Genomic DNA, 18400 nt, shown 5'->3' with positions numbered 1-18400 from the left:
AGGAGGGGTTTGTCATGGCCATTCAGCCGATCATCGTCACGCCTGGTCTCGACCGGGTCCAGGCGTTCTACGCGGACGTGTTCGGTGCGGTCGAGGTGTCGCGGTACCCGGAGTCCGGGGAGGTGTTCTACACGATGCTGCGCATCGGCGACGCCCTGCTGGGCCTGGTGTCCGAGTCCGCCGACCTCTCGGCCGCCCCGCGGATCACGCTGAGCATCGACGTGGAGGACGTCGACGCGTTGCTGCCGCTGGTGCCGGCTGCCGGTGGGCGGGTGCGGGGGCCGGCCAACGACATGCCGTGGGGGCAGCGGGTGGCCCACGTCTTCGATCCGGACGGGAACCCGGTGAACCTGACCCAGTCTCTCTAGCCGTGTCTCCTGGGGTCGCTCTTGGGGTTCCCCTTTCGGTCAAGATCTCGAGTTGTCCACAGGGTTGTAGCGCTGTGACCTGCGGGTTCTCGGGGCGCGGTAGCCTGTGGATAGCCGGGGAACCGAAACCGCGATTTCTTCGTTCCGCAAGGCAAGGAAACGCGGGGCCGGATCGCTCGGGTTCGGGGAGGGCCGGATTCGGACTTGGACCGGTGGTGGGAGGGGCCCCGGATCAGGGGGTGGATACCGGACCAGGTCCGCGAGTGTGGACGGAGTCGGTCCGGCGCCGGCCCGGTCTGGACCAGGCCGGGTTTGAGTTCGACCGCATCGCGCCCGTGGGGCGCGGTGCGGGCCGGGCTCGGTGCCGATCAAGTCAAGCCAGGTCCGAGTCGGGAGCGCTGAGACGGAGCCGAGCCGTTCGCGCGAGACTGGACCACGCCAGGACGTGCTGTGACAGGCGCAAGAGTGCCGAACCAACCGCAGCCACAGCCCGCCCAAGTTCGACCAGCCCCAGCACTCGACCAGCCCCCAGCACTCGTCCAGCGCTCACCCACGATGCATGAGGCCGGCATCCGCTTGGGGATGCGCGGGAAACCCGGTGAGACCACCCCGGCAGCCTTACGCTAGGCGGCATGATCCGGATCGTGGCGTCGGACGAGGTGCCCTGGGGAGACGTCGAGGCCATCTTCGACGGCTCCGAACCCGGCAAATGCCATTGCCAGCGCTACAAGGTCAAGGGCTGGATGTGGCGTGACTCCACCCAGGACCAGCGCTACGCCGCTCACGAGGAGCAGTCCGCCCGGGGCAGCGGCCTCGTGGCCTACGTGGACGACCAGCCCGCAGGCTGGGTCGCCGTCGAGCCCCGCTGCAACTACGCCAAACTCCTCGACCTGCCCATCCCTTGGAAGGGCCGCACCGAGGACAAGGACGACGACGGCGTCTGGGCCGTGACGTGCTTCGTGGTGCGCAAAGGGTTCCGCCGCCAAGGCCTCACCTACGAACTCGCCGCGGCCTCCGTCGACCACGCGCGCAAGAACGGCGCACGCGCCGTTGAGGCATACCCGATGTTCGCCGCACCCGGCCAGAACGTCACGTGGGGCGAGATGCACGTCGGCGCGCGGCAGGTGTTCGAGGAGGCCGGGTTCGCGGAGGTCACGCACCCGACCAAACGCCGTTTCGTGATGAGGGTGGACTTCTGATGCCAGGCCGGATCCTGACGCGGGCGGGACGCTGATGCGGGCGGGACGCTGATGCGGTTCGACGAGATCGTCATCCGGACCGAACGGCTCGACTTCCCGGCGTTGGCCGCGGGCGACGGACCCGTCGTCGTGTGCTGGCACGGCTTCCCGGACCACCCGCAGTCGTTCGGACCGCTCGCCGAACGTCTCGTCGCCGCCGGGCGCCGCGTGGTCGCGCCGTTCCTTCGCGGGCACCACCCATCCACTGTGGACAGCCTGAGGTTCGGCGACGGACTCACGCTCGCCGCCGATGCCGCGGCGGTCAACGCGGCGTTGTCGGACGAGCCCGTGGACGTGATCGGGCACGACATCGGCGCCGGAGTGGCGGGGAGGCTCGCGGCGATCCGGCCCGACCTGGTGCGCAGAGTGATCACGATGTCCGTGCCGCCGCCGGCCGCGTTGCGCACGATCTTCGACGATCCCGCGCAGCAGCAACGGTTCTTCTACCTGTTCCTGTTCCAGGTGCCGGGTGTGGGCGAGGCGCTGCTGAACGACACGTTGATCGACTACCTGTGGCGCACGTGGTCGCCGGGACTCGAGGTGCCGCGCTACGTCCAGGAGCTGTACGCGGATCCGGCCGTGCGGACCAACTCGCTCAAGCTGTACCGGGCGAACTTCGACCGGTCACTGCACGACCCGGCGCTCGCCGAGCTCGGCGCGGTGTCGGAGATGCCGGCGTCGATCCCCATGCTGGTGCTCGCGGGCGCCGACGACGGGTGCATCCCGCCCACCGCGTACGCCGACGCCGCCACGGGGCTCGCCGCCGGTTCGCGGGTCGAGGTCGTGCCGGGCGCGGGGCACTTCCTCCAGCTAGACCGCCCCGACGAGGTCGCGGCGCTGGCGCTCGACTGGCTGCGCTGACCTGCGGATTCGTCCCCACGGCTTGAACACCGAGAGGAAGTAGGCGAACAGCAGCAGCGTCGGCGCGACGATGACCGGGCCCATCAGGTTGCCGGGGAGAACCGCGGTGGGGTCACCTGCCATCATCCGTTCGCCGATCCGCGCCGCCTCGGCCATGCCCGGCCGCAGCGCGAACGCGATCAGCAGCGACATGCCGACGTTCACGACCAGCTTGACCGCGACCCACCAGTGCTTCACGAGCCCGTACTTGCTGAACACACCGAGCACGATGCCGGAGAACATGCAGGCGACGCTGGCCACGAACATGGGCCAGATCGCGAAGATGTCGACCGCTCGGATCGCGATGCCAGCGGTCGTGACGTCCGAAGTGGACAACGCGACGACGACCAGGATGCCCAAGCCTAGGTCGATGCCGAGCCACGCCGCCGCCGTGAGGACGTGCGCGAGCAGAACCGCTTTGCGGGCACGGCCGCCGAGCTTGCGGGTGGTGGTCATCGCGGTGTGCTCCTTCTCTCGTGGTGTCGCGTCCTACTCTCGCGACCACGAGCGCGCGCATCATCCGCTCACGTTCTGATCTCGCGTACGTCAGATTGCGTAGGCGTCCGGCCGAGGGCTCACCCTCCGGGCGTGACGATCCCTTGTTCGTACGCGAACACCACGGCGTGTGTGCGGTCGCGCAATCCGAGCTTGGTCAACACGCGCGAGACGTGCGTCTTGACCGTGGTTTCCCCTAGGAACAATGCGGCGGCGATCTCGGCGTTGGACGCGCCCTTGGCGAGTTCGACCAGCACCTCGAACTCGCGGTCGGTGAGCTCGGGAGGCCGCGTCCGCTCGCGGGCGCCGGTGCCGCTGAACCGGGCGATCACCCGCCGGGTCACCTCGGGCGAGAGCAGGGCGTCGCCGCGCGCCACCACCCGGACGGACTCGACGAGGTCCTCGGGCGACGCGTTCTTCAGCAGGAACCCGCTCGCGCCCGCCTGCAACGCCTCGAACAGGTAGTCCTCGCGGTCGAACGTCGTGAGGATGACGACGCGGGTGCTGTGCCCGGCGGACAGGATCCGACGGGTGGCCTCGAGGCCGTCCATGCGCGGCATCTGCACGTCCATCAGCACGACGTCGGGCTGCAGCGACGTCACCAGCTCGACGGCTTCGGCGCCGTCACCCGCCTCCCCGACGACCTCGATTCCCGGTTCGGTGCCGAGGATGACGCGGAAGCCGGCGCGGACCAGGTCCTGGTCGTCGGCCAGCACAACTCGCAAACTCACGCCGTCTCCTCCGTAGGAAGCGATGCACGGACGAGATAGCCCGCCTTGCGCCGTGGCCCCGCCTCCAGCGAACCGCCGTGCACGGCCAGACGTTCGCGCATGCCGACAAGCCCGAACCCAGAACCGTTGGACGCCGTGTTCCCACGCCCGTCGTCGGCGACTTCCACTTCCAACGCGCTTTCCAGGAAACGCATCCGCACGTCGACATGGCGCGCATCGGCGTGTTTGACGACGTTCGTGAGTGCTTCCTGCACGACCCGATACGCAGACAACGCCACAGCGGAAGGCACGTCGCGTGGGTCCCCATAGACACCATGAGAGACCTCGAGCCCGGCAGCGCGTGCGTTGTCGAGCAGTTCCGGCAGGTCGTCGAGGCCAGGGGCCGCCTTCGAATCAGTCTCGGCATCGGCTCGTAGGACGCCGAGCAGTCCGCGCAACTCGTTGATAGCGGTGCGCGCGGTCTGCTCCACGGTCTGGAGTGCGCCGCGCGCCATGACGGGATCCGAGTCGAGAACCCTCCTCGCGGCGCCGGCTTGGATGCCCATCACCGACACGTGGTGCGCGACGACGTCGTGCAGGTCACGGGCGATGCGCATGCGTTCGGCCGCGATGGCGCCGCGGGTGTTCTGCTCCTGCGACCGCCGCAACTCCTCGGCCTTGAACTCGAGCTGCGCCTGCCGCCGGGCGGCCGTCCACGCCATTTCGCCCACCACGTAGGCGAAGAGGAAGAAGAAGACGTTGAACTCGAGTCCGTAGAGGACGCTGGCGAGCATCGGGTCCATCGGCCCCGCGGCGTTCTTGAAGTGCACCTCGGGCCCGATGATCGCGCGCACGAGGTGGAAGCCGAGCCAGAGGAACATCCAGACGATCACGCCGATGCGCGACCAGCGCGCGAGGACCCGGTTCCGCTCCCACGCGCCCACGGTGAAGATCGCGAGGAACAACACGGCCGACGGCACGAGGTTGTCGCCGGTCTGCCGCCACTGCGCACCGATGAACAGCACCGAGACCACGATCATGACGGCCAGCGGGTAGCGCCGGCGCACGACGAGCGGCACCGACAGGGCGAGCACCCAGGCGAGCTGTTCGCGCAGGCTGGGTGCGCTGCCGAAGGTGAAGGCGCCCATGCTGTTGATCAGCACGGTGATCTCGGCCGCGCACAGCAGCACGATGACGGCCACGATGATGTCGCGCCGCCGCTGGGCGGGCGTGGGGCCGGGCCGCCGCCACTCGTTCCACACGGGCTCCTGCACGCGGTCACGGTACCTGGCGGGGGTTTTGCGCCGTGATCAACGCGGCTCGGTCGGAGGGGATGCGGTCGGGTGGCCGGCCCGGGGGTCTCGAAGCGGGTCGGCCTGGGTGGGTGGCTTGGCCGGGGTTGAACGGCTCGGCCCGGCGGGCCGGGCTCAACGGGCCGGGCTCGGCGGGCGGGCTGGACGGCCGGGTGGGCTGGACGGGCGAGGCAGGCTCGGCGGGGGCCGGGCTGGGCACGCGGACCTTCGCGGCGAACCGAGGGCTCAAGGATTGGCGGAGGGTCCTGGCCGCACCAGGCAATCCCCGTGAGGATCAACCGATAGCCCAGCCAACCCCTGGAAACCGAGGGATGCCCGAACACCAGCCGACCAGCGAACTCGCTGGCCCACCGACCCAAGCGCAGCGGCGACCCAACAGAGTCGAAGGCGGGGTCGAAAGCGGACCGACCAGAGCGCTGCCCACCGCTCCCCCGCGCGATTCCTCCTGACGCAACGCGCGAACCCGGGTTTTGGTTCCCGCTCTGTCCACAGGCTAGCCGAAACCAGAAACCCGCAGCTCACAGCACCAACCAGCCTGTGGACAACTCGCGATCAAGACAGACCCCGAACCCCGAGAAACCCCGATCACAGCTGGTTGATGCGCACCAGATTCCCGGCCGGGTCGCGGAACGAGCAGTCCCGCACCCCCCAAGGCTGGTCCTCCGGTTCCTGCAGCACCTCCCCCACCCCCGAAGCCTCGACCCAGGCCCGCGCCCGGTCGAACGTGCCCTGCAGGTCGCGCGAGGCCAGCGACAGGGCGGTGTAGACGCCCTTCGCCATGAGGACGGCGATGGTGCGGCGTTCCTCGTCGCTGACGCCGGGGTCGGCGGCGGGTGGGTGCAGGACGATGCTCGTGTCCGGCTGGTCCGGGGGGCCCACGGTGATCCAGCGCATGGTGCCCTTGCCGACGTCCTGGCGCACCTCGAAGCCCAGGGCGTCGCGGAAGAAGGCCAGGGACTTCTCGGGGTCGTCCGCGGGGAGGAAGGCGGCGGCGATGATGACTGACATGCGGTCAACCTAATCGGAGTGGCCGGGGGCCGCTTCTCGATTCCTGATCGGCCTCATCACGGCTTTGGCCAGGCAGTTCGGGATGCCCTGGCCGTCGGTGGCGGCGACCTTGCGGTACTGGCTGGGGGACATGCCGACCAGTTCGGAGAAGCGGGTGCTGAAGGTGCCGAGGGAGGTGCAGCCGACTTCGAAGCACACGTCGGTGACGGACAGGTCGCCGCGGCGGAGCAGGGTCATGGCCCGCTCCACGCGGCGGGTCATCAGGTAGCTGTACGGGGACTCGCCGAAGGCCGCGCGGAAGGCGCGGGAGAGGTGGCCCGCGGACAGGTGGACGCCTCGGGCGAGGGCCGCCACGTCCAGCGGGTCGCGGTACTCGCGGTCGATCCTGTCGCGGACCTTGCGGAGCAGGAGGAGCTCCTGCAGGCGCGGGTCTGGGGCGGTCACGAGGACAGCGTAAGGCCCGCGCCTGACAGATCGCTGACGAGCTCAGCAGGCGCCCTGGTCCCTCCAGACGCCCCACTCGCCGGTGGTGCCGGGTTCCTCGTTCTGCGTCCACCACTGGGCGCGCCACTTGCGGCCCTTGTGCGCCACGTCGTTGCCGCCGTTGTAGACCTTCGAGCTCTCCCACGCCGGCAGCGCGCACACTGGAGAGGACGTCGTAGTAGTAGTGGTCGTGGAGGTCGGCGGGGTGCTGCCGCCCACGCGCGGGTGGTCGGCGGAGATCGCGTAGGACTGGCCGCCGAAGGTGAACACGAAGTTCGACGGTGTCGCGATCGGCAGCTGGTAGCTGACGGTCAGCTCGATCGAGGCGCCCGGGGCGAGCGACTGCCACGACGGGAGCGTCAGCTCCGCCTTCTGGAAGTCGCCGCGCAGGCCGCCGGCGTTGGGGCCGCTGTGGCCCTTCGAGGTGACGCGCAGGCGGAAGCCTGACTGGTCGGCCATGCTGCCGGGGGAACTGGTGCCGTAGTCGAACGCGATCTTCGTGCCGCCGGGGATCGTGACGGACGAGCGGTTCGTGAACTTGATCTTCGGGGTGATCGGGTAGTTGTTGTCCCCCAGGGCGAAGCCGTGCACGTCCACGTCGACCGCGAGCGACTGCGTCTGCTGGGTGGAGGCCTTCTCGGCACCGTAGGGCGCTGCGCCCCGAAGACCCGAGTCGATGGTCGTCAGCAGGGTGTCGCCCATGAAGTACTCGTTCTTGGCCGTGTCGAAGCGGTAGTCGCCGGCGAGCTCCCAGATCATGATGCCGCCGAGGCCCTTGTCCCGCACGTACTTCGCCTTCTCGGCGATCGACTGCTCGGTCTCGGTGGAGAGGAACACCTTCTTGTCGTCGTTCCACAGCCACGGCGACTTCAGGGTCGAGTCGTAGTGCGGGGCGTAGGTGCCGGTGAGGCGGTCCGAAGGGTCGTTCACGGGGTCGAGGCCGTACTGCGAACCATACGAACCCGTGATCTTGGCTTCGAGGTTCTTCGTGTGCCACAACGGGTTCACGCCGGACGGGACTTCGGCGCCGCCCGCGGTGACGTCGTGCCACAGGTTGTCGATGCCGGCCGCGCCGTTGCCGCAGGGGGTGGTGGAGCCGACCGAGGTGCCGGTGCCGGGCGGGCACTGCGACTGGTTCGGCAGGGCCGCCTTGCCCCACAGGCCGTGGGTGCCGCCGGTGACGCCCTGCCAGCCGCGCGAGTAGAACGGGACGCCGATGTTGATGCGTCCGGCCTGCATGGCGCCGCGGTAGTAGTGGTAGGCCCAGTCGGTGTTGAGGTAGCCCATTCCCTCGTACTGCGGGGCGGTGTAGACGCCGCCGGCGGAGAGTTCGCCGTCCTTGCCGTCGTCGTAGAGGGCGGCGTTCGGGCCGACGAAGTGGTTCCACGAGCCGTGCAGGTCGTAGCTCATGACGTTGAGGTAGTCGAGGTACTTGACGACCTGGTAGGACTCCTGGCCGCGCAGCAGCCAGCCGGAGGCGGGGACGGCGGCGGTGAGCAGGTAGTGCCTGCCGTCGGCGGCGCCGGCGCGGTCGAGCTTCTCCCGCAGGGTCTTCATGATCGCCTGGTAGCCGGCCCACAGGGTGCCGCGGTGGGCGTTGGAGATCCAGAAGTCGTCGGGGTTGCCGGCGTGGTTGTTCGAGGTCGCGTACTCGTAGTCGATGTCGGCGCCGTTGAAGCCGTAGGTGCGCAGGAACGTGACGACGGAGTCGGCGAAAGTGTCGATGGCGGCCTGGTTCTGGCCGAGCTTGTAGAAGCCGCCGGAGGCGTTGCGGGTGCCGTCGGCGTTGAGGAAGCCGCCGGTCTCCGCCCAGCCGCCGACCGAGATCAGCGTCTTGACGTCCGGGTGCTGCTTCTTGAACTTGGTGAGCTGGTTGAAGTGTCCCTGGTAGGGCACGGACGGGTCCATCTCGGCTCCGGCGACACCGGGCCACTGCATGCCGGTCGAGGCGTTCGCGGGTCCCGGGTCGCCGACGGAGATCTTGTTCTGGGCGTCGATGTGCGCGAACGCGTAGTTCACGTGCGTGACCTTGGACCACGGGATGTCCTTGGCGAGGTAGCCGGGCTGGCCGTTCTTGCCGGTGCGCCAGCTGGTGAAGTACCCGATGACGCGGCGGGACTTGCCGGCACCCAGGTTCTCGCGGCCGGCGGTGTCGTAGACCGTGCAGTACGGCGATTCGACGCCCGGTGTCGTGTAGAGCCCGTCCGGCCGGCAGTCCTCGTGGGCCGCGGCCGCGGTGGGCGCGTTCGTCACAGCGATCAGGGTCCCGGCTAGCAGGGCTAGTACCGGGACCGCTCTCGTGAGCAGTCGCAAGGGGAAGACCTCCTGGCTAGGGCGGCGGCCCTGCCGGGAACCGTAAAATGGTCCAGACCTTTACGTCAACGGGCTGATCACTGTCATACGTTGTCAGTGAATCGGTTTAGCGTCCGGTTCCATGAGTGAGAACGACTTCGACTTCCTCCACGGCCGGTGGCGCGTGGCCAACCGCAAGATCGCCGACATCCCCGGCCGCGGCACCGACTGGGTCGAGTTCGGCTCCGAGGCCGAGGCGCGGCCGGTACTCGGCGGCGGGGCCAACGTCGACACGATCCGCGCCGCCGGCTGGGAGGGCTTCACGCTGCGGCAGTACGACCCCGCCGACGGCGTGTGGCGGATCTGGTGGGCGTCGAGCCGCGCGCCCGGCCGGCTCGACCCACCGCTCGAGGGCCGGTTCGACGGCGGGCACGGCGTGTTCTTCGGCGACGACGTGGTGGGCGGGCACGAGGTGCGGCTCCGGTTCGACTGGACCGCGGGCGAGGAACCGGTGTGGCAGCAGGCCTTCTCCTACGACGGCGGCGAGACGTGGGAGACGAACTGGGTCATGCGCTTCACCCGCGTCTGAGTGCTCAGTGGTGGTTCTGGTGGACCACGGCGTGGCCCTTGCCGCGCGCGATCATCCAGCGGTTCACCGGCACCGTCACGACGAACGCGACGGCCAGGGAGAACGCGAGCGCCGCCCAGAACAGCCAGGTCGCGAGGCCCGCCTCCATCGCGCCGGGCACGAGCAGCATCACGGCGTTGTCGACGACCTCCATCACCGCGATCGACACGGTGTCGGCGGCGAGCGCGACGCCGACGGCCGCCTTGAGCGCGAGGCCCGAGCGCAGCACCGGGCGGATCGTGAGCGAGTAGCCGAACACGAACGCGAGCACGACGGCCAGCGCAATCGTGGCGAGGGTGCCCCAGCCCAGCGCCGTGCCGATCACCATGCCGAGCACCTCGCCGATCGCGCAGCCGGTGAGGCAGTGCAGGGTCGCGGAGACCGCCTGGCGGGTGAGGCTAGCGGGAGCGTGGTCCATGTCGTCCTCCTCCGGAGTCGAGCCCGACGATACCCCCAGGGGGTATCTGCGGCAACTCCGGTGCCATGATGGCGATCATGACGCTCACCTTCGCGGTCGTCCCCACCCACGACCGCCCGGCCGAGCTGCGGCAGACCCTCGCGACGCTCGGCCTGCCGCCGGACCGCGTCCTGGTCGTCGACAACGCGAGCACCCCGCCCGTCGCGGACGTCCCGGCGCACGTGGTCCGCGACGAGGAGCAGCCGCCGAACATCTACCGGCTGTGGAACCGGGGCCTCGACTGGGCGCACGAGCGGGCGCGGGGCGAGGAGTACGCGGTGGCGGTGCTCAACGACGACCTGGTGCTGCCGGGAGGTTTCCTGGAGGCGATGACGGCGGCGCTCACCCGCTACGGTGCCACGATCGCCTACCCGGACCGCTCCGGCGACAACGAGGACTGGCACAACACCGAGCAGGGACCGGTCCTCAAACCTCACCGCATGACGGGCTACGCGTTCGTCGTCGACGGCCGGTCCGGGCTGCGGGCCGACGAGCGGTTCCGCTGGTGGTACGGCGACGACGACCTGGAGTGGCGGGCCCAGGCGCTCGGCGGCACCGTCCGGGTCGGCGGTGTGACCGTGGAACACCTGCACAGCAACGCCTCCACCTACGCGAGCCCGGTCCTGCACGCCCAGACCGAGGTGGACGCGCGGGCGTTCATCGCCAAGTGGGGGCGGCCGTCCTGGATCTTCCCCGCGGGCGAGCAGCCGATGAGTTCCGTGCGGCGCGCCGGTCCACCTGCCGCAGACGGCTCGACGGAAGGATGACGCGATGCGGACACTGGTGTACGGCATGAACCTGAGCGTGGACGGCTTCGTCGCCGCGGAGGACGGCGACCTCGGCTGGAGCGCGCCGAGCGACGAGCTGTTCGAGTGGTGGCTCGCGCGGGAGCAGGCAGTCGAGCTGTTCCTCTACGGGCGCGGGCTGTGGGAGACGATGGGCTCCCACTGGCCGACCGCCGACGAACTGCCGGGCGCCACCGCGGCGGAGATCGCGTTCGCGCGCAACTGGCGGGACACGCCGAAGGTGCTGTTCACCTCGACGGCGACGACCGAGACCCGCTGGAACACCCGCGTGGTGACCGGTGACGTGGTCGCCGAGATCACCCGGCTCAAGGCCGGTGAGGGCGGGCCGATGCGGATCGGCGGGGCGACGGTCGCGGCGGCGGCACTGAGGGCCGGGCTCGTCGACGAGTTCGAGATCGTCACCCACCCGGTGCTGGTGGGCGGCGGCAAGCCGTTCTTCACCGCCCTGGACGGCCAGGTGCGGCTGGACCTGGTGGAGACGCGGACGTTCCCCGGCGGCACCGTCCTGACGAGGTACGTGCGGCGCTAGCCGATCTGCGTGAGCGCGAGCCCGCCCGCCATCAGGACCAGGCACGCCAGCCCGTGCACCACGGGGTTGCGGACGAGCAGCGCCACGAACTCCCGCAGGAACGCGCTCGGCACGAAGTACCAGGCCGTGGGGGCGCCGATCACCTGCAGCCGCAGGCCCTGGTTGCGCGACAGCACGGCGGTGCGGAACACGTGGTAGTTGTTCGTGACGGCGACGACGCGGCCGGTGTGGCCGCGTTCGGACAGCAACGCCTTGCTGTAGCTGAGGTTCTCGTCGGTCGTGGTGGCCTGGTCCTCCATCACGACGTCGTCGGCGGAGATGCCGCGCTCGACGAGGTACTCGCGCATCGCGAACGCCTCGGACACCTCCTCGTCGGCGCCCTTGCCGCCCGTCACGACGATCACCGGGGACCGGCCGGCGGCGCGGTCGCGGTGGTAGAGCCGCATCGCCCGGTCGAGCCGGTTCGCGAGCAGCTTGGGTACGCGGGAACCGATCAGCCCTGCGCCGAGCACGATGATGCCGTCGAACCCGCTGCGGCGGCCGGTGCGGCCGTAGACCACCGAGTACAGCAGCAGGCTCACGAACAGGAACGCGATGTAGGCCGACACGAGGAACAGGCCGATGGCGCTGCCGCGGACCCAGTCGTTCGGCTGCAGGATGCCCCAGCCGAAGTAGGCCATCTCCCCCAGCAGGGCCAGACCCGCGAGCAACGACAGCAGGTTGCCCAGCGACCGGCCCTCGCGGCGCACCATCACCAGGCCGTTGGCCAGCAGCGCGAGCGGGAGCAGCAGCAGGCCGACGACGGCCAGCAGGAACCCGAACGCGAGCGGCAGGCTCAGCACCGGGTTGTCCCGCCCGACGTCCGCGAGCAGCAGCAACAGCATCACCAGGGCGATGCCGAGCCAGATGGCGTTGCTCAGCCTGCGCCGGTCGCGCACCATCCCGAGCACGAAGAAGGAAGCGGGGATGAGGAACAGCAGCGCGGCGAGCACCGCGCAAGAGTAATACCGGTGATCACTCCGTGCTCTCGGGCTCCCGCGCCGGCTGACCGGGTTCCGGCTGGGTGGATGCCGGCTGGGCGGGTTTCGGGCGCGGCCTCAAACGCACCGCGCCCGTCGTGAGATCGAGCGGTCCGGTCTCCTCGAAGTCCTCACCGGTGCCGGCGTCCGTCGCCTCGCGACGGACCTTCGGCCCGGGGAACAACTCTCCCAACTGTCCCATGCCCGCGAGGTTACCCTCAGAACAGGGCGATGAGCAGGACGATCAGGACGATCGCGATGGCCACGATGATCCACTTGGATCCTGCGGGCCTGCGGTAGTGGCTGCGGACCGTGGTCGTGCGGAAGAAGCTGTACGGCGCGCTGCGGCGGTGCCGGCGAACCCAGGGCATCTCGTCCTCCTGACGGTGGGCTTGTCAGATCGGGGATACCCAGCTCCGCAGGCGTTCGTGTACTCCAGCCAGACCAATTTCGGTGATCCGCGGGTCGCCGATGTCGTTCCCGTACAGCACTTCGTGCCACGGGCCCAGCCGGTGCCAGACCGACGCCCGTTCCCGCAGCTCCGCGGTGACGCCGTAGGTGCGGGCGAGCGCGGCGGCGAACTCCGGGGGCGTCGAGTGCAGCGCCCAGGCGAGGTCGAGGGCCGCGTCTCCGATGTGGACGTCGCCGAAGTCGATCACCCCGGTCAGAACGCCGTCACGGCCGAGGACGTGTTCTGGGCCGAGGTCGCCGTGCACGAGCGTGTCCGCGGGCAGGTCGCCCAGGCGCGCGAGCAGCTCCTCCCCTCCCGGCACCCGCACCTCCGCGCGGAAGCGCTCCACCGGCAGCACCAGCGGCCCGACGCCGAGGCGGGCGGCCTCGTCCACAGAGGACGCGTGCAGCGCGAGCAGGAATTCGCCCAGCTGCACGCCCATCGCCGCCGTGAGGTCCGCGACCTGCTCGCCGGGCACCAGCCGGTGCCGGACCACGACCGGGTCCGCCGACACCACCTCCGGCACCGGGACGGGCAGCGGCAGCCGCGGCGCGAGCCACGGCATCACCGCGGTCTCGCGCACGAGCTGCGGCCCGATCTCCGCGCGGCGCGGCCGGCGCTGCACCCACCCGTCGACCAGGACGGCGGTGCTGTCCCAGCCCTCACCCAGATACGTCACCCGCCCAGTGTGGCCTTCCCGCCCACGTCCTTCCCGGCCGGATTCCCCGCGGGCAGAATTCGCGGATGGCCGCTTCCGTGTCCGCCAAGCTGCTGTCGCTGCTCGGCACGTTCGACGCCCGCCACCGCCGGCAGACGCTCAGCGGCATCGCGCGGCGCGGCGGCCTGCCGATCAGCACCGCGCACCGGCTGCTCGCCGAACTGGAGCAGTGGGGCGCGGTGCGGCGGCTGGAGACCGGCGAGTACGTGATCGGCCGGCGGATCTGGCGGCTCGGGCTGCTCGCCGCGGGCGAGGTCGACCTGAGCCGGGTCGCGGAGCCGTTCCTGCACGACCTGCACGCCGCCACGCGCGCGGTGGTGCACCTGGCCGTGCGGGAGGGCGCCGAGGTCCTGTACCTGGACCGGGTGTCCGGGCACGCGTCGGTGCCGATCGTGAGCACCACCGGCAGCCGGTTGCCGCTGCACTCGACCGGCGTCGGGAAGGTGCTGCTCGCGCACGCGCCCGCGGAGGTGCAGGAGGAGGTGATCGCGCACGGGCTGACCCGGATCACCGCTTACACGGTCACCGAACCGGGGCGGATGCGGGCGCAGCTGCACCGGATCCGGCGCGACGGCTACGCGCAGACGTTCGAGGAGATGACGCTCGGCGCGTGCAGCGTCGCGGTACCGGTCGACGTGGACGGGCACGTGATCGCCGCGCTCGGCATCGTCGTGCCGGACCTGCGCACCGTGCGGGCCAGGCTGGTCGCCGCCCTCCAGGTGGCGGCACGCGGCATCGGCCGGACGCTGGAGCCGGGTTTCCACCCACCGGAAGACAGTCTTGGATGATCCACGCCTTGCCGGTTGAATCTTCAACCGTGGCAGGCGAAACCCGGCAGCTCCTCATCGGCGGCGACAGCGTTCCGGCGCTCGACGGCCGCACCACCGACGACCTCAACCCGTTCACGGGCGAGGTCCACGCCGTCGTCGCCGCCGGCGGCAAGGCGGACGTGACGCGTGCCGTCGACGCGGCGCAGGCAGCTTTCCCCACGTGGGCGGCGACCTCCCCGTCCGCGCGGCGCCGGATCCTGCTCAAGGCCGCCGACCTGCTCGAGTCGCGGACACCGGACGTCGTCGCGGTCATGGCCGCCGAGGTCGGCGGTGTGGGCGGCTGGGCCGGGTTCAACGCGATGCTCGCCGCGAACATCCTGCGCGAGGCCGCCGCCGCGGTGTCCCAGCCCGTCGGCGAGGTGCTGACCACCGACACGCCCGGTCAGCTGTCGCTCGCCCTGCGGGAACCGCTCGGCGTCGTCGCGGCGTTCGCGCCGTGGAACGCCCCGGTCATCCTGAGCACGCGGGCCGTCGCGGCGCCGCTGGCCGCCGGGAACACCGTGGTGCTCAAGCCCAGCGAGGACGCGCCGATCGCGGCCGGGCTGTTCATCGCCGAGGTCCTGCACGAGGCCGGGCTGCCCGCGGGGGCGCTCAACGTCGTCACGAACGCGCCCGAGGACGCCGCCGAGGTCGCCGAGGCGCTCATCACCGACCCGCGGGTGCGGGCCGTGAACTTCACCGGCTCGACCGAGGTCGGCCGGATCGTCGGGACCCTGGCCGCGCAGCACCTCAAGCCCGCGGTGCTGGAGCTCGGCGGCAAGAACTCGCTGCTGGTCCTCGACGACGCCGACCTCGACCACGCCGTCGACGCGGCCACGTTCGGCGCCTTCCACAACGCGGGCCAGATCTGCATGTCGACCGACCGGGTGCTCGTGCACCGGTCCGTCGCCGAGGAGTTCACCGCGAAGCTCGTCGCCAAGGTCGCCTCGCTGCCGCACGGCGACCCGGCCGACCCCGGCACCGTCATCGGCCCGGTGATCAACCAGCGCGCCGCCGGCCGCGTCGCCGCTCTCGTGGCCGAGGCCGTCGAGCACGGCGCCCGCGTCCGCACCGGCAACGACGGCACCGCGACCGTCCTCGACAACGTGACGCCGCGGATGCGGATCTTCCAGGAGGAGATCTTCGGCCCCGCGGTCGTCGTCGTGCCCGTCGAGGACGACGACGAGGCCGTGGCCATCGCGAACGACACCGAGCACGGCCTCACCGCGGGCATCATGACCGAGGACTCCCGGCGCGGACTCGGTCTGGCGCAACGGATCCAGACCGGCATCGTGCACGTCGGCAACCAGACCGTGGACGACGAGCCGCAGGCGCCGTTCGGCGGGGTGAAGGCGAGCGGGTACGGCCGGTTCGGGGGCCGCTGGGGTGTCGAGGCGTTCTCGGCGACGCGCTGGGTCACGATCGCGGGCGAGCACGGCCACTTCCCCTTCTAGTCCAGTAAGCCCGCCTCGTGGGCGAGGATCGCCGCCTGCACCCGGTTCTCCGTGCCGAGCCGGGTCAGGATGGCGCTCACGTGCCCCTTCACCGTGCCCTCCACGAGGTCCAGGCGGCGGGCGATCCGCGCGTTCGACAGGCCCTCCCCCAGCAGCGCGAGCACGTCCCGTTCCCGCGCGGTCAGCGCCTCGACGCGGGAGCGGGCCTCGCCGGCGCGGCCGCCGCGGAACCGGGTGATCACCCGTGCCGCCACCTTGGGCGCGAGGTAGGCGCCGCCGGAGGCCACCGCGTGCACGCCCGCGATCAGCTCGCGCGGGTCGCCGGACTTGAGCAGGAACCCGCGGGCGCCGCCGTCCAGGGCCTGCTCGAGGTAGCCGTCGTCGTGGAACGTCGTCAGCATCGCGACGCCGAACCCCCGCCGGGCCAGTTCGCGGGCGGCTGCCAGGCCGTCGAGGTGCGGCATGCGGACGTCGAGCACGGCGACGTCCGGCCGGTGCTTCAGCGCGAGGTCCACGGCTTCGCGGCCGTCGGAGGCCTCGGCGACGACCTCGATCCCGGGGTCCGAGCCGAGGATCGCCCGCACCCCGGCGCGGACCATCGCCTCGTCGTCGGCGAGCAGGACGCGGATCACGGCACCCCCGGAAGCGTGGCGACCAGCTCGAACCTGCCGCCGCCGCGGCTGGTCCGCAGCGTACCGCCCGCGAGCCGCACCCGTTCCCGCAGCGCGACGAGTCCCAGCCGGCTGCCGGGACCGCGGCGCACCCCGGCGTCGTTGCCCGCCGTCACCACCGTCGTGCCGTCGCGGCACGTGATCCGCAACGACAGCACGGACGTCGGTGCGTGCTTGGCGGCGTTCGTCAGCGCCTCCTGGACGATCCGGTGCACGGTCGGTTCCACTGTGGACGGAATCTCACCGTCCACGGAGAACTCGACGCGCAGGCCGGCGGCCGTGGCGCGGTCCACGAGCTCGTGCACGCCGGAGACCGGCGGATCGCCGTCGCGCAGCAGGAACACCAGCTCGGCGAGACGGTCCGTGGCCCCCGCTGCCGTGACGCGCAGCTGTGCGGCCGCGGCCCGGTGCTCCTCGGGCAGGGTCAGCTCCAGCGCGCCCGCCTGCACCGCCAGCAGGCTCAGCTCGTGCCCCAGGCTGTCGTGCACCTCGTGGGCGATCCGGGTGCGTTCCCGCAGGTGAGCGGCCTCCACGCCGGCGGCGGCCAGTGCCGCCTGCTGGTGCGCGGCCCGTCCGAGGAACCAGGGCAACGCGACCGCGAGGCCCACCAGCACGGCCCCGGTCAGTCCTCCGAGGACGCCGCCCGGGAGGACCAGCGCGGGCCACGGGGACGCGGTGCGGCGGCCCAGCAGGAACGAGACCGCGAACAACGGGATCCACACCGCCGCCGTCCACGGGGGAACACCGGGGTCCATGAAGCGCGACACGACCACCGCCGCCGCGACGCACCCCGCGAGGGCCGCCGTCCTCACCGCCTCCACCTGACCACCGCCACGCTGATGTTCATCACGCTCGACACGCCCAACCACACCACAAGCGGCAGCGAGTAGTGCGCCAACTGGAAGAACGTGATGTCGCGCCCGCCGCCGTGGAGCAGGCCGAGCACCGCCGGCGACGCCAGCAGCAGGCCCAGCGGCACGATCCTCAGCACCTGCCACGCCCTGGCGAACCTGCGCGGCCTGCGCAGCGCCCGGACGCACAACCCGAGCGACAGCACCGTCAGCGCGGCCAGGACCAGGTCGATCCCCAGCCGGTAGGACGACGGTGGCGGCGGAGCCTTGCCGTCGAGGAGGTCCGCGATGGCGTTCTCCAGCGCGTACGTGCCCTCGTTGCCCAGCGTCACGCCGCTGTTGGACAGGACCGCGATGCCGTACCCGGACCCGGTGAGCAGCTGGCCCGCGGTGCCGGTGAACCAGATCCCGCTGTGCCGCAACCGTCCCTGCGGATCCTCCTGCCAGCCCATCCCGTCCCGGGGCGCCAGCTCCGGCTGCGCGGCCAGCCACTTCGCCATGTCCGCGGCGGTGGTGACGATCCCGTCCGATCCCGCGACGAACCGGTCCGGCTCGGTCAGCGGCACCGAGAACCCGTACGCGTAGCCATGCCCCTTGCGGTAGTCCGGCGGAAGATCGCGCGGTGTCACGGTGATCGCCACGGTCTCGGTCATCCCCAACGGCCCGAAGACGTGCTTGTCCAGGTAGGAGTTGAACTCCTCCCCGGACGCCTCCTCCACGAGGCGCGCGGCCAGGTGGTAGTTCGTGTTGGTGTAGCGGAACCGCCCGTCCGGCCGGGCCTCCCGCAGGACGTCGCGGGCCCGGTCCACGGCCTGCGCCGGCGAGTCCGGCTGGGCGAGGCTCTTCTCCGGCAGCGCGCGGTCGCTGATGCCGGACGTGTGGGCGAGCAGCTGGCGGGGCGTGACGCGGGAGTCGAAGACGGGCCGGTCCAGGTCGATCTCGCCGGCGTCGGCGAGCTGCCGGACCGCCAGCGCCGTGAACGCCTTGCTGACCGACGCGATCGCCATCTTCGTGTGCTCGGTGACCGGCGCACCGGACGAGTCGTGGCCGAACCCCCGCACCGCCACCACCTCGTCCCCGCGGGTGATCGCGACGGCCACGCCCGGATAGGAGGCGTCGGCCGTGAAGGACGACACGAGGAGCGCGAGCGCGCCCAGCGGAAGGATCATGCCCGGAAAACTAGGCAGCGCGGGCCCGCGG

Annotated in this window: 22 protein-coding genes; 8 read left to right on the top strand and 14 right to left on the bottom strand. The window is 71.0% G+C overall.

What is annotated here, in order from left to right; all coding sequences use genetic code 11:
- Positions 1-14: 14 nt before the first annotated feature.
- The 3 genes from ACFWGZ_RS06475 (at position 15) to ACFWGZ_RS06465 (ending at position 2467) form a co-directional block, all read left to right on the top strand.
- Entirely contained in the window at positions 15-368 is a 354-nt protein-coding gene (locus tag ACFWGZ_RS06475; RefSeq protein WP_382450440.1) for a VOC family protein, read from the top strand.
- A 632-nt stretch (positions 369-1000) separates the two neighbouring features.
- A complete protein-coding gene (locus tag ACFWGZ_RS06470) occupies positions 1001-1567 on the top strand; it encodes a GNAT family N-acetyltransferase (RefSeq protein WP_382450439.1) in 567 nt (188 codons plus the stop codon).
- A gap of 51 nt (positions 1568-1618) precedes the next feature.
- Positions 1619-2467: an alpha/beta fold hydrolase gene (locus ACFWGZ_RS06465; protein WP_382450438.1), complete on the top strand. Its 849-nt coding sequence runs from the start codon at positions 1619-1621 to the stop codon at positions 2465-2467.
- Here ACFWGZ_RS06465 and ACFWGZ_RS06460 read toward each other — a convergent pair.
- From ACFWGZ_RS06460 to ACFWGZ_RS06435, 6 genes are all read right to left on the bottom strand, one after another.
- The gene (locus ACFWGZ_RS06460; protein ID WP_382450437.1) at positions 2417-2962 is read right to left on the bottom strand and encodes a hypothetical protein; all 546 of its coding nucleotides are present in this window, start codon (positions 2960-2962) and stop codon (positions 2417-2419) included. The genes ACFWGZ_RS06465 and ACFWGZ_RS06460 overlap by 51 nt on opposite strands.
- Positions 2963-3081: 119 nt before the next feature.
- Positions 3082-3732: a response regulator gene (locus ACFWGZ_RS06455; RefSeq protein ID WP_382450436.1), complete on the bottom strand. Its 651-nt coding sequence runs from the start codon at positions 3730-3732 to the stop codon at positions 3082-3084.
- Positions 3729-4985 carry a sensor histidine kinase gene (locus ACFWGZ_RS06450; protein ID WP_382450435.1) on the bottom strand — a complete coding sequence of 419 codons (1257 nt, stop codon included), beginning with the start codon at positions 4983-4985 and terminating at the stop codon, positions 3729-3731. The genes ACFWGZ_RS06455 and ACFWGZ_RS06450 overlap by 4 nt, the downstream gene beginning before the upstream one ends.
- Before the next feature lie 624 nt (positions 4986-5609).
- On the bottom strand, positions 5610-6032 hold the full coding sequence (locus ACFWGZ_RS06445) for a VOC family protein (protein WP_382450434.1): 423 nt from the start codon (positions 6030-6032) through the stop codon (positions 5610-5612).
- A 9-nt stretch (positions 6033-6041) separates the two neighbouring features.
- Positions 6042-6476, bottom strand: coding sequence for a helix-turn-helix transcriptional regulator (locus tag ACFWGZ_RS06440; protein ID WP_382450433.1), 435 nt, complete (start codon positions 6474-6476; stop codon positions 6042-6044).
- A gap of 42 nt (positions 6477-6518) precedes the next feature.
- Positions 6519-8768 carry a glycosyl hydrolase family 18 protein gene (locus ACFWGZ_RS06435; RefSeq protein ID WP_382450432.1) on the bottom strand — a complete coding sequence of 750 codons (2250 nt, stop codon included), beginning with the start codon at positions 8766-8768 and terminating at the stop codon, positions 6519-6521.
- A 181-nt stretch (positions 8769-8949) separates the two neighbouring features.
- On the opposite strand from ACFWGZ_RS06435, the gene ACFWGZ_RS06430 reads away from it, so the two are divergent.
- Positions 8950-9396: a hypothetical protein gene (locus ACFWGZ_RS06430; protein ID WP_382450431.1), complete on the top strand. Its 447-nt coding sequence runs from the start codon at positions 8950-8952 to the stop codon at positions 9394-9396.
- 4 nt (positions 9397-9400) lie between these two features.
- Here ACFWGZ_RS06430 and ACFWGZ_RS06425 read toward each other — a convergent pair whose 3' ends face one another.
- On the bottom strand, positions 9401-9853 hold the full coding sequence (locus ACFWGZ_RS06425) for a DUF4396 domain-containing protein (RefSeq protein WP_382450430.1): 453 nt from the start codon (positions 9851-9853) through the stop codon (positions 9401-9403).
- Between the two features lie 77 nt (positions 9854-9930).
- Between ACFWGZ_RS06425 and ACFWGZ_RS06420 the strand changes: the two genes are divergently transcribed.
- Positions 9931-10659, top strand: a complete 729-nt coding sequence (locus ACFWGZ_RS06420; protein ID WP_382450429.1) for a glycosyltransferase family 2 protein — start codon at positions 9931-9933, stop codon at positions 10657-10659.
- Positions 10660-10663: 4 nt separating this feature from the next.
- Positions 10664-11227 (top strand): dihydrofolate reductase family protein, encoded by a 564-nt coding sequence (locus ACFWGZ_RS06415; protein ID WP_382450428.1) that lies wholly within the window; start codon positions 10664-10666, stop codon positions 11225-11227.
- On the opposite strand, the gene ACFWGZ_RS06410 is transcribed toward ACFWGZ_RS06415, so the two are convergent.
- From ACFWGZ_RS06410 to ACFWGZ_RS06395, 4 genes are read right to left on the bottom strand one after another with little or no spacing between them, the layout of a single operon-like run.
- Entirely contained in the window at positions 11224-12219 is a 996-nt protein-coding gene (locus tag ACFWGZ_RS06410; protein WP_382450427.1) for a YdcF family protein, read from the bottom strand. The two genes, ACFWGZ_RS06415 and ACFWGZ_RS06410, sit on opposite strands and share 4 nt — an antisense overlap.
- A gap of 22 nt (positions 12220-12241) precedes the next feature.
- Positions 12242-12448: a hypothetical protein gene (locus ACFWGZ_RS06405; RefSeq protein WP_382450426.1), complete on the bottom strand. Its 207-nt coding sequence runs from the start codon at positions 12446-12448 to the stop codon at positions 12242-12244.
- A gap of 16 nt (positions 12449-12464) precedes the next feature.
- Positions 12465-12617, bottom strand: a complete 153-nt coding sequence (locus ACFWGZ_RS06400; protein WP_382450425.1) for a hypothetical protein — start codon at positions 12615-12617, stop codon at positions 12465-12467.
- 24 nt (positions 12618-12641) lie between these two features.
- Positions 12642-13376, bottom strand: coding sequence for a phosphotransferase (locus ACFWGZ_RS06395; RefSeq protein ID WP_382450424.1), 735 nt, complete (start codon positions 13374-13376; stop codon positions 12642-12644).
- A gap of 65 nt (positions 13377-13441) precedes the next feature.
- On the opposite strand from ACFWGZ_RS06395, the gene ACFWGZ_RS06390 reads away from it, so the two are divergent.
- Positions 13442-14203, top strand: a complete 762-nt coding sequence (locus tag ACFWGZ_RS06390) for an IclR family transcriptional regulator (protein WP_382450423.1) — start codon at positions 13442-13444, stop codon at positions 14201-14203.
- 29 nt (positions 14204-14232) lie between these two features.
- Entirely contained in the window at positions 14233-15678 is a 1446-nt protein-coding gene (locus tag ACFWGZ_RS06385; protein WP_382450422.1) for an aldehyde dehydrogenase family protein, read from the top strand.
- Here the strand turns inward: ACFWGZ_RS06385 and ACFWGZ_RS06380 are convergent.
- From ACFWGZ_RS06380 to ACFWGZ_RS06370, 3 genes are read right to left on the bottom strand one after another with little or no spacing between them, the layout of a single operon-like run.
- Positions 15675-16310 (bottom strand): response regulator, encoded by a 636-nt coding sequence (locus ACFWGZ_RS06380; RefSeq protein WP_382450421.1) that lies wholly within the window; start codon positions 16308-16310, stop codon positions 15675-15677. The two genes, ACFWGZ_RS06385 and ACFWGZ_RS06380, sit on opposite strands and share 4 nt — an antisense overlap.
- The gene (locus ACFWGZ_RS06375; RefSeq protein ID WP_382450420.1) at positions 16307-17161 is read right to left on the bottom strand and encodes a sensor histidine kinase; all 855 of its coding nucleotides are present in this window, start codon (positions 17159-17161) and stop codon (positions 16307-16309) included. Before ACFWGZ_RS06375 ends, ACFWGZ_RS06380 begins: the two co-directional genes overlap by 4 nt.
- Entirely contained in the window at positions 17158-18369 is a 1212-nt protein-coding gene (locus tag ACFWGZ_RS06370) for a serine hydrolase domain-containing protein (RefSeq protein ID WP_382450419.1), read from the bottom strand. Before ACFWGZ_RS06370 ends, ACFWGZ_RS06375 begins: the two co-directional genes overlap by 4 nt.
- Positions 18370-18400 lie beyond the last annotated feature (31 nt).

The organism is Lentzea sp. NPDC060358, assembly GCF_042725365.1.
In the GTDB taxonomy this organism is placed as follows: domain Bacteria; phylum Actinomycetota; class Actinomycetes; order Mycobacteriales; family Pseudonocardiaceae; genus Lentzea.
Note: the sequence above shows the minus strand (reverse complement) of the source record. Positions and strands in the feature narration are given on the sequence as shown.